Source organism: Bradyrhizobium sp., from assembly GCF_035273305.1.
Classification (GTDB): Bacteria; Pseudomonadota; Alphaproteobacteria; order Rhizobiales; family Xanthobacteraceae; genus Bradyrhizobium.
Map to the genome: position 1 here is coordinate 1 of NZ_DATEPI010000296.1, position 10434 is coordinate 10434.

Sequence of the window (10434 nt, forward strand, 5' to 3'; positions counted from 1 at the left end):
GGAAAAAGTATATTTCCCCCACGGCGGCATTATCTCCTGCGTCGTCGAGACCATCGGCGGCGGTGCAATCGAAACCGGCATGATCGGCAACGATGGGGCATTTGGTTCGAGCCAAGCGCTCGATGACAAGGTGTCGCTGAATCACGTGGTCATGCAGGTTTCTGGGGCAGCCTCCGTGATCTCCTCTGATCACATTCGCAAAGCGGCAGACGAGCTGCCGATGTTTCGTGGGCTCCTTGTTAAATACGAGCAGTTCTTTCTGGCCCAGGTCCAGCAAACGGCGGCATGCAACGCGCTTCATACGGTGCAAGCCCGGACCTGCAAATGGCTGCTTCGGATGCAGGCGTTGGCCGGCGATGAGCTGCCGCTGACCCAGGAATTTCTCGCTCAAATGATGGGGGTGCGGCGCACCAGTGTCACCGAAGTCGCGGGCGAGCTGCAAAAGGCTGGAATGATCACTTACAAGCGGGGCCATATCCAAATTCGAAACCTCAATCAAATTCGGGAATGGGCGTGCGAGTGCGACGCTGATGTGCGCTGGCACTATCGCCGGATGTTTCAGTCGAACGAGGCCGACAGAGCGGACTAACTCACGTGGCAGCGCCCTCAAGCAAGTAGCCGATCCATGGTTCAGTCGCAGAAAGAGCGTCCGGTCATCCTCATAGTCGAGGACGAGTTTCTGATCCGCATGGCGACGGCGGACGCGATCAGGGATGCCGGTTTTGAGGTAGTCGAGGCTGCCAGTGCCGAGATCGCCATAGGCATTCTTGAGAGCCGCTCGGACATCCGAGTAGTGTTTACCGACATTCACATGCCGGGAAGTATGGATGGCGCGAAGCTGGCCCACGCCATCAAAGACCGTTGGCCGCCTGTCCATCTGATCGCGACCTCGGGCCGCGTGGGGTTGGGCGACCTTGACCTGCCCTTTGGTACTCTCGTTTTGCCGAAGCCATACTTACCGGCGCAGGTTGCGCGGGCGCTCCGCACGCTTACTCGCTCTTCATAGAAGCAGTCGTCGTCGGGGTCGAGCCGTCCAGGCGCAAACTCGCCCTTGTTCGAGCTTTAGCTGAATCGGGTGGTGCCTCAGTTGGATTTTTCTTGCGCCGCACCGGCCCAGGTTCACCCGGATTGGCAGTGCTGGTGTCAACGGACAGGACCTCCGCAACGCGGGGGCGATTTCCGTCTAACTCTATTTTGACTCGCAGTGTGGTTCCTGCCGGAACGCTCACGTAGCCTGCCGCCTTGAGCACCGACACATGCAGGAAGGCGTCGCTCTCGCCATTGTCGACTTTGACGAAACCGATTTTTTTCTGGAGGTTGAACCAGCTCACCCGTCCTGTTGCGATCATGCAAGCCCTCGATTGTCGCGCGCGCTTTAGAGCCCAGGTCCCTGGCGGCTTTCGGGTGGCGACGTTGTCCCGTCTATATTGCCGAACTCCTCAGCGTACAACTCTCGAACCGTCTGGTGACACTCGCATGCATGGCGCTCGATCAGCTCCATGCTGAGGATTTTGAGTTTGCCACGTCGATATGTGATCATGCCCTTGTTCTGGAGTTGGGTTGCAACGCCTGTCACGCTCGTTCGCCTCACCCCGATCATCTGTGCCAAAAACTCTTGGGTAAGTGGCAACTCACTGCCCGCGAGATCGTGCATCCTGACCAGCCACTTGCACATGCGCTGTTCGACACTATGCAGCGCATTGCAGGCACTGGTTTGCTGAACCTGTCCGAGGAAGAACTGCTCGTACTTCATCAGCAACGTAAGGAACTCAGGTGAGGATTGCGCGACGGCTTTGACGTGCTCTGCAGTCACCACGCTCGCTTCTCCAGGCACCTGCACCACCACTCTATGCAGCGACACTTTGCTGTCCAGAGCTTGCGCGGCACCAAAGACCCCATCGTTTCCAATCATCCCGCTTTCGATTGCCGCGCCGTCCCCTAATTCAACGACACTTGAAATTACGCCTGAGTGCGGGAAATACACCTTGCTGAGCCGCTGACGGCTCTCCGCGAGCACCTGACCGTGCTGCAGTTCGATGACGCGAAGATGCGGCCGAAGATCTAGGATATCGACGGGGCTTGCTCTGGATAGAATGGAATTTGTTGGTGAATGCAGCATGAGTGCTTTCCTTGCATATGCAGGCGAAAGCACAATCAACTTCCAGCCACCGACGCCTACGGACCGAGCCTTGGCCGGTGATGACTCCAATGTGGGCGCGTGTGAGAACAATAGCGAATCATTCGTCAAACTATTTACTCGCGCTGTGTCAGCTACCGTGCAGTCCGAGTGTCCGGTAGCAGACGGACCATTTACCGGCGTCGTTAGAAGATTTGCGTACGTGACAAGCGGAATTGAGCCGAACCGAACGCGACTTCCGATTCGACCCATCGCCGACTTGGCTGTGCGCCATCAGCTCGGTCGTTGGCCCGAGCCTATCTTGAATGCGATAGGCAGGGTCAGCCCATGGACTGATTTGTAGACGCTGGCGCAACGTTCGAACGCGCTTCGGATCAAGTCTTGAGTCGCTTGATCTTGCTTCCTGATGACAGCGCCGGTCAGAACGAGACTGCCCAACCCGCCAAGCCAAAGGGTCTCGGCATCGGGGACGGAGTAGGTTGCAGCGTGCTCTGTGACCTTCACCTCCGTGAGGCCAGCTCCGTCCAGCAAGCGGAGGAATTCGCCCGAATCGGAATAACGAAAGACATTGTGGCCCTGCGGCACGCCTAACGGCGCCGATACGCCGATCTCGGCAATAGCCTCACGGAAGATGCCTTGAATACGCGGGCGCGACGGATCATCCCACCATGAAAATGCAATGCCTCCGCCGGGCGATAAGGTTCGTACGCACTCTGCGACAGCGAGTTCTGGCCGGGGAAAATGTCCGCGCCCGAAGCGCAGACGACTGCGTCAAATCTGCGATCAGGAAATGGGAGATGTTCTAGTCAGCCTCACGATATTCGACCGTGGGGTAGAGTTGCTGGGCCAGTTCTATCATTCGCGGTGACAAATCAACGTGCGCCGCGATTTGCGGCTGCGGCTGTAAGAGCACCCGGCCCGCTCGCGACATCCAGCAGACGCGTACCCGGGTGCAAATGCACCGCGTCGAAAAGAGGATTGGTAGCCAGCGCAGTCACCGCGGCAAAAAATGCGTGATAGCTCTTTGCCAAAGCATCATGGCCTTGCCGTTCGAAGGCGCGCAGTCGTTCCGCATCGCTGTTGGAGAGTTCTGTTGGAGACATGCCCCCTCCTTGTGCCACCACAACAATAGCAGCTTCCGGGGCAGCCAACATGGCAGATGCTTGTTCCCGGCCCTTAACGGACGTGCCCGTACGCTGCTCCGACTTCACCTTTCGGGGGGAAAAGCGGACATTGCTGCTCTTGCTTTCGCGACAGGTCTCTAGATGGCGGACTTCAACTTCAGACCAATGAACCACCGGCGGATCACGCCCAATTGGGCCACAGGAAAGATGGCGGATTGCACGGATCGAATGCGGACTTCTGATTATCCGAGCTTCGGATCAAGAGTTGTCGACCAGAGCGCCACATCAGCGCGATCGCGCAATGTTACGGTCATCTGTCCGGTCGCCCCCTCTATTCTGACGTGGCCAAAAAACTGCATCCCTGCATTTGGCGGCAGGTTCTGCTTGTTCAAACCCGGCGCCTTGATGAATTTTACTTCTGGCCCAAAGGTATTATCGAGTTCGTTCGGCCCAAAGGTCCCGGCGTGCAATGGCCCGGAAACGAATTCCCAGAATGGCTCAAAGTCCTGAAATTGCGCCTTGTCGGGATTGTAGTAGTGGGCGGCAGCGTAATGCACATCGGCCGTCAGCCAAACGGTATTGGTCACGCCCGAGGTTTTGATAAAGCGCAGAAGGTCGGCAATTTCGAGTTCGCGTCCCCGCGGCGGCCCATCACCCTGCGCGAACGCCTCGGAGCCCTTTTTGTTGGGCGCATCGTCATAAACGATAATGCTTAGCGGCATGTCCGACGCGATCACCTTCCAGGTGGCGCGCGAATTCAGCAGCGCCCGTTTCAGCCAAGCAAGCTGGTCGGGCCCGAGAAAGTAGCTGTCAGGCCCGTACGCCGTTTGCAGGTTCGGCCCATTGGGACCACGATAGCTGCGCTCGTCCAGCATGAAGACATCCAGATGGGGGCCATAACTGAGTGTGCGATAAACGCGGCCCGGCTCAGCGAGACTCTCGCGCATCGGGTACATCTCGTGGAATGCACGGGCCGATCGCGCGGCAAGCAATGAGATGTCGCGCACCTTGTAAGCGGCAGGAATTTCTTTTGACGCCGACCAATTGTTCATCACTTCATGATCGTCCCATTGGACGAAGATCGGCACTTCCGCGTTGAAGGCGCGCAAATTATCATCGAGGAAATTGTATTTGTGCGCGGCGCGGAACTCGTCGAGAGTTTCGGCGACCTTGGCCTTCTCCGGAATGGTGACGTTTTTCCAGATCTTGTTATCCGGCAACTTCACCTCCGCAAGGATAGTGCCGTCGGCATAGATCGTGTCGCCGGAGTGGAGCAGGAAATCGGGACGATGCTTGCGCATGGTCGCGAAGGTAAACATGCCGCCATCATCGAGATTAATACCCCAGCCTTGTCCGGCAACGTCGCCGCCCCAGACAAAGCTGACGTCGCGCCGGTCGCCGGGAGCAGTTCGAAAGCGACCGACCACCGGCTCGCTCGAAACGTTGACATGCGAGAGGTCGCGGAATTTGATCCGGTAGAAAATGTCCTGCCCCGCCGGCAGATTTTCCAGCAGCATCTTTGCCGTGTAGTCGCTTTCGGGCAGCGCTGCGATCGGCGGCAAAGTTCTGGCGTTGTTGAACGATTCCGTTGTGGCGACTTCGACGATCATCTGCGATGGCCGGTCTGCACGAGCCCATACGACACCGCCGTCGGCGCCGATGTCGCCGGATTGAACGCCATGGGTGATTTGTGGGCGGTCGTCGGCACGGCTGAGATAGGGCATCGCGATTAGCCCAAGCGCGCCGGTGCTTGTTGCCGCAGCGGCTTTCAAGAAGCGCCTTCGTGAAATTCGAATTGTCATGCAGGGTCTCCTTCAACAATCGGAGCGGGCGAAACTGCGACCCGATCTAGGCAAGTTGTATGACGTCCCAATTACACAATTGCGGTGAGTGAATTGCCAGTGCCACCCCGCCGTAGACCAGTACCCGGCGAGCTTTCGCCCGAGTGTCAAACCTTTGCACCATTGTAGCGGAGCAAAGTCGAGCGAGATAAGGAGCGCCGCGGCTGTCGCACGTCTGCGGAGCTCCCGGCGATATCTGAAGGCGCGGCGCTAGGCGCGCATCGCAGCTACTGTTCGCTACCTGAGCCCAAGGGTAAAACCGCATTGGCGGAGAGAGTGGGATTCGAACCCACGGTACAGTTTCCCGCACACACGCTTTCCAAGCGTGCGCCTTAAGCCACTCGGCCATCTCTCCGGATGCCCTCTCTTGAAGCGCCAAGCGGGATTTGGCAAGTGAGTCCGGGCGGTGCCGGCAGCAATATGATCAAGCTTTTGTAAACGCTTCGGTTTATTGCTATCGGAATGAACCCGCCCCCGCGGTCGGAAGCGGCCAAGGGCGCTTATTCACGTCGGGAATATAACGGGAATCTCACAGCACGGGATATTCATGCGACCCGCCCCATTCAGGCGGGAGGCCAAAGCTTGCGGCGTGGGCTAGCTCAGTGATGTCGCGCGCTCAAATTTACCGAGCGCAGCGACCACTCCGCGGCCAAATCGGATTCCGGCAACTCAGTCGGCGCGTCATCAATCCGGGTGGCCTGTAGCGCGTCGACGAAATCGGCAAACCATCCGTGGATGGTGCTGGAACGAAGCCTTTCCATCATCGCTTCCCACCGCATTCGCCGCTCGATCAGCGGCATGGTGAGCGCAGTCGCGATAGTGCGGGCCATGCCATCGATGTCGTGCGGATTTACCAGAAGCGCAGTGTCGAGTTCGTTCGCTGCTCCGGCGAATTTCGATAATACCAGCACGCCGGGATCGGCCGGGTTTTGCGCGGCGACATATTCTTTCGCCACCAGATTCATTCCGTCCTGCAGCGGAGTGACAACTCCGACCTGCGCGGTTCGATAGAGCCCGGCCAGCACGGTCTGGCTGAATCCCTTGTTGAGATAGCGGATCGGCGTCCAGTCGACCTCGCCATGTCGGCCGTTCACGTCGCTGACCAATCTGGCCAATTCGCTCTGCAGATTTCCGTAAGCCTCGATCGCTCCACGCGACGGGGTCGCGATTTGCAGCAGTGACACGGTGCGCGCCAGCGTCGGCTGCACCGTCCACATCCTGTCGAACGCGTTGATGCGATTGATCAATCCTTTGGAATAATCCAGCCGATCGACACCGATAGCCAGCTTCTCTCCATCGAGGCTTCGCCGCAGCCGCGAAACATCCGGGTGCGCTACCGCTTTTGCCGCCTGCTGCGCGAATTTCTCCGGGTCGATGCCAATGGGGAATACCGCAACATGCGTCCTACCAAAATGCGAGGTAATGACGCCGTCTTGAGCCACCAGGCCGAGATTGCTTTCGATGTAGGAAACAAAATTCTCCCAATCGTCGCGGGTCTGAAAACCGATCAAATCGTAGGCCAGCATCGATTCGATCAATTCGCGATGATTTGGGACGCCTTCGATGATGGAGCGCCCGGCCCAGGGCGTGTGCAGGAAGAACCCGAGCGGCTGGGTAACACCGAGTTTCCGCAATTCAGCGCCGAGCGCCAGGAAATGGTAGTCCTGGACCCAGTATGCCGTATCAGGTTTTTTGAACCGCAACAGCGCGCGCGCCATGAAGGCGTTGACTTCACGATAGGAAAGATAATCGCCATTGGAAGCGCGGATCAGATCAGCTCGTGAATGCAGCGCCGGCCATAATGCCGAATTTGCAAAACCTTCGTAATATCCCCCATAGTGCGCGGCCGGCAGATCCAGCATCGCCAGGGCGCCTGCCCCCAGCGCTTCAATTTCGGCGAACGGCTCCTTCTGTGAACCGTCGCGCACGCGGCCGCTGGAACCCACCCAAATCGCTCCGGAATTCTCCACAACCGGCAACAGCGCAGCCGCAAGCCCACCTGTCATGGGTTCATTGGCTTTGCCCCGCGCCACACGGTTTGAAACGACTACGAGATTCACTGCGGCCTCGCGCTACTCCGCTTCGGTGTTTAACCAACGTTCATCAATATGGTTCCGCGTTAAGGTTTCATCGAATTGAAACCAAATTCAGACCGCGAAGCGGCGGAACTATTTCGCGGCAATTTCACGCAAGAAAATGACTCTCAGAGATAGTCGCGAACTGTAGCGTTCTTCCTTTTTGCGCAATTATTCGTCGGTTATCTCCGACCCGGCGCTGATTCAATCAACTGCGCGAGCCAATCGCGCACATCACGCGGTTCATCAAAATGACCAGCAACACCTTTTGCGCGTCTTCCTACCGAAAAGGCCAGCCCACCCAAATGAGGCATGATTGCGAATACGCTCTCATCGGTGACATCGTCGCCGATGAAAATCGGCCGACGGCCCTTGAACGGATCGTGCGCCATCAACTCGGTCACGCCGGATGCCTTGTTGAAGCCTGAGTGCTTGATCTCGCAGACACATTTCCCTGGCATCACTTCAATCGGAGCGTTCGGCAGGTCAGCCCTGATCAAGGACACAGCTTCGTAAATTGCCTTTTCAGCATGCGGCGCTAGTCGATAATGCAGCGCTAGTGAATAACCCTTGTCTTCCAGCAGAATGCCTGGGCTTAGCTTGGCTATCGCGGCCAAGCGACGTTTCAATTCCTTGTCCATGGGCGGGGCTTCGGTGGCCACCGCCTCACTATCGGTGGCGAGGCGCATTTCCGCGCCGTGCCCGCCGACCGCCGGAAACTGGTCCGGCGCAAATATCAGATCGATATCGTTCAGTGATCGTCCACTGACAAGCGCAAGTGCGCCCGAGGTTTTCTCAAGCAGCTGGTTGAGCGTTTTCGCGAGACCTGGCGGGACCCATACCTCACGCGGTGTCGGCGCGAGATCAAGCAGCGTGCCGTCAATGTCCAGCAGGACCGCGACCTGGCCCAACTCGCGGGCAAATTCCCGCGGCAAAAGCTCGGCTTCGGTTTGCTTCCTTGAAACCTCTGAGTGCAACGGCGGCACCTCGGCCAAATCCTGCTTCATGAAATCCTACTCCACAAAGGCCAGCGGGCGAGCAATAGTTTCCAGGCTTTGGCGTTCGGCCGAAACGGCAAAACGCCAGGCCACCACCGCCGCCCCGATCATCAAGCCGGAACCGAGCAAATAACCTGCGAAAACGCTGTTGCGCGACCCGGTATCGATTAGCGCGCCGAACAAGGCGGGTCCAGCTACCCCGCCAATTCCGGTCCCGATCGAATAAAACATGGCAATGGCCAGCGCGCGCACCTCCAATGGGAAGGTTTCGCTGACAGTCAGATAGGCGCTACTCGCCGCCGGGGAAGCGAAGAAGAAAATCACCATCCATGCGATGGTCTGGCTCTGCGCGCTCAACACGCCGATCGAAAACAGGTAACCGGAAAGCGCCAGCAGCGCTCCGGAAATTCCATACGTGAAAGTAATCATGGCGCGTCGGCCCAAGGTATCGAACAATCGGCCTAGCAGCAGGGGGCCGAGGAAGTTGCCCGCGGCGAAGGGAAGGATGTACCAGCCGACCTGACTGGCCGTGATTCCATAGAAATCCGTCAGCACCAGCGCGAAGGTGAAGAAGATCGCGTTGTAAAAAAACGCCTGCGCGGTCATCAAAGTCAATCCAACCAGGGCGCGACGGCGATACGCCGAGAACACCGTGTGCGCCACTTCGCCAAGCGGGGTGTGGTCGCGCATTCTCAATCTGATTTTCGGCCAGGCATGCTGACGCGGGTCCTGGACCCGCCCGATCACCGATCGCTCGATGTCATCCACGATCGCATGCGCCTGATCGGGCCGACCGTGAATCATCAGCCAACGCGGGCTTTCCGGAATCCACATTCGCATCACAAACACTATGAGGCCGAGGCACGCACCGCTTAGATAGGCCAGCCGCCAGCCAAGATCGGGACCAACGATCGCCGGATCCAGCAGCACAATCGCGCTGGTCGCGCCAATGGCCGCCCCAACCCAAAAGCTGCCGTTAATCACCAGATCGGTCCATCCGCGGTAACGCGCAGGGACAAGTTCCTGAATAGTCGAATTGATCGCGGTATATTCACCGCCGATGCCGGCGCCGGTGAGAAATCGAAACAGCGCATAGCTTGGCAGATTCCAGGACAGGGCCGTTGCCGCAGTGGCCGTCAGGTAGAGCGCCAACGTGATGAAGAACAGCTTCTTGCGGCCGATCCGGTCGGTGAGCCAACCGAAGCCGAGCGCACCGAGCACCGCGCCTGCGAGATAGGCGCTGTTGGAAAACCCAACGTCGAAATTGCTGAATTGAAGTGTCGGACTTTCCTTCACCGCTCCGGAAAGCGCCCCGGCAAGCGTCACCTCCAAGCCGTCCAGAATCCAGGTAATCCCGAGCGCGACCACCACGCGAGTGTGGAAGCCGCTCCAACGCAAACTATCAAGCCGGGCGGGAATGCTGGTTTCGATGATCCGATCGCCTTGCTTTGGAGCAAGCGCCGGAGCGAGACTGCTGTCATGAAGTGCCAAACTGTGCTGCCGATCCATCGATGTGGCCGATGAAAAGAGAGTTTGACCGCAATGGTCCAACATTCTCGAGGCTAATGGCGGCACAGTCATGCCTGCCGACCACAATAACGTCTATGCTGCAGGCGAGTTCCCTTTTCGAGAACTGCCTGACTCGACGATAATGACGATCTAACTGATTGTGGGAGCTGACAGACTAGCCTGAAAGCGACTCGCGCACGCGCCGGATATCACGCGGCTCGAATATTTCCCATGAAGCGTTCCAGCTCCTCGCGCAAACGCAGGCTTTCGCTTGAAAGCGTCTTCGCCGAATTCAGCACCTCGCCCGATGCAGCCCCGGTTTCGCTCGCGCCACGATTGACTTGCATGATATTGGCAGCAGCCTGATGAGTTCCTTGCGCGACGCTTTGAACGTTACGCGCGATTTCCTGCGTTGCCCCGCTTTGCTGCTCGACCGCGCTCGCGATCGCCGAAGCTATGCTTGAGATCTGGCCGATGGTGCCACCGATTTCCTTGATGGCAGCGACCGATTCCTGCGTCGCACCCTGCATGCCGGAGATGTGCGACGAGATCTCATCAGTGGCCTTGGCGGTCTGGCTGGCCAGTGATTTGACTTCCGCGGCGACAACGGCGAACCCTCGGCCGGCGTCACCGGCGCGAGCGGCTTCGATAGTCGCGTTCAGCGCCAGCAGATTGGTCTGCTCGGCTATCGCCGTGATGAGTTTCACGACGTCACCGATCTCTTGAGCGGCGCGTGACAATTTTCCGATG

Annotated in this window: 10 protein-coding genes and 1 tRNA gene; 2 read left to right on the forward strand and 9 right to left on the reverse strand. The window is 58.2% G+C overall.

Annotation, left to right across the window (positions count from 1 at the left end; translation table 11 throughout):
* Together VJV58_RS19370 and VJV58_RS19375 are read left to right on the forward strand one after the other, a co-directional pair.
* Positions 1-589 (forward strand): Crp/Fnr family transcriptional regulator (locus VJV58_RS19370; protein WP_324138980.1); only part of this gene is annotated, 589 nt, incomplete at its 5' end.
* A gap of 36 nt (positions 590-625) precedes the next feature.
* On the forward strand, positions 626-1006 hold the full coding sequence (locus tag VJV58_RS19375) for a response regulator (RefSeq protein ID WP_324138981.1): 381 nt from the start codon (positions 626-628) through the stop codon (positions 1004-1006).
* Here VJV58_RS19375 and VJV58_RS19380 read toward each other — a convergent pair.
* From VJV58_RS19380 to VJV58_RS19420, 9 genes are all read right to left on the reverse strand, one after another.
* Positions 990-1349, reverse strand: a complete 360-nt coding sequence (locus tag VJV58_RS19380; protein ID WP_324138982.1) for a cold-shock protein — start codon at positions 1347-1349, stop codon at positions 990-992. The two genes, VJV58_RS19375 and VJV58_RS19380, sit on opposite strands and share 17 nt — an antisense overlap.
* A 26-nt stretch (positions 1350-1375) precedes the next feature.
* The gene (locus VJV58_RS19385; protein ID WP_324138983.1) at positions 1376-2119 is read right to left on the reverse strand and encodes a Crp/Fnr family transcriptional regulator; all 744 of its coding nucleotides are present in this window, start codon (positions 2117-2119) and stop codon (positions 1376-1378) included.
* Between the two features lie 890 nt (positions 2120-3009).
* Positions 3010-3240: a hypothetical protein gene (locus tag VJV58_RS19390; protein WP_324138984.1), complete on the reverse strand. Its 231-nt coding sequence runs from the start codon at positions 3238-3240 to the stop codon at positions 3010-3012.
* Between the two features lie 263 nt (positions 3241-3503).
* Positions 3504-5063: an alkaline phosphatase D family protein gene (locus VJV58_RS19395; RefSeq protein WP_324138985.1), complete on the reverse strand. Its 1560-nt coding sequence runs from the start codon at positions 5061-5063 to the stop codon at positions 3504-3506.
* Positions 5064-5367: 304 nt separating this feature from the next.
* Positions 5368-5457, reverse strand: a tRNA-Ser gene (locus tag VJV58_RS19400).
* A 244-nt stretch (positions 5458-5701) separates the two neighbouring features.
* Entirely contained in the window at positions 5702-7162 is a 1461-nt protein-coding gene (locus VJV58_RS19405) for a trehalose-6-phosphate synthase (RefSeq protein WP_324138986.1), read from the reverse strand.
* Positions 7163-7359: 197 nt separating this feature from the next.
* Entirely contained in the window at positions 7360-8184 is an 825-nt protein-coding gene (gene otsB, locus VJV58_RS19410) for a trehalose-phosphatase (protein WP_324138987.1), read from the reverse strand.
* 6 nt (positions 8185-8190) lie between these two features.
* Positions 8191-9684 carry an MFS transporter gene (locus VJV58_RS19415; protein ID WP_324138988.1) on the reverse strand — a complete coding sequence of 498 codons (1494 nt, stop codon included), beginning with the start codon at positions 9682-9684 and terminating at the stop codon, positions 8191-8193.
* A gap of 209 nt (positions 9685-9893) precedes the next feature.
* Positions 9894-10434: methyl-accepting chemotaxis protein (locus VJV58_RS19420; RefSeq protein ID WP_324138989.1), on the reverse strand; the 541-nt coding region annotated here is incomplete at its 5' end.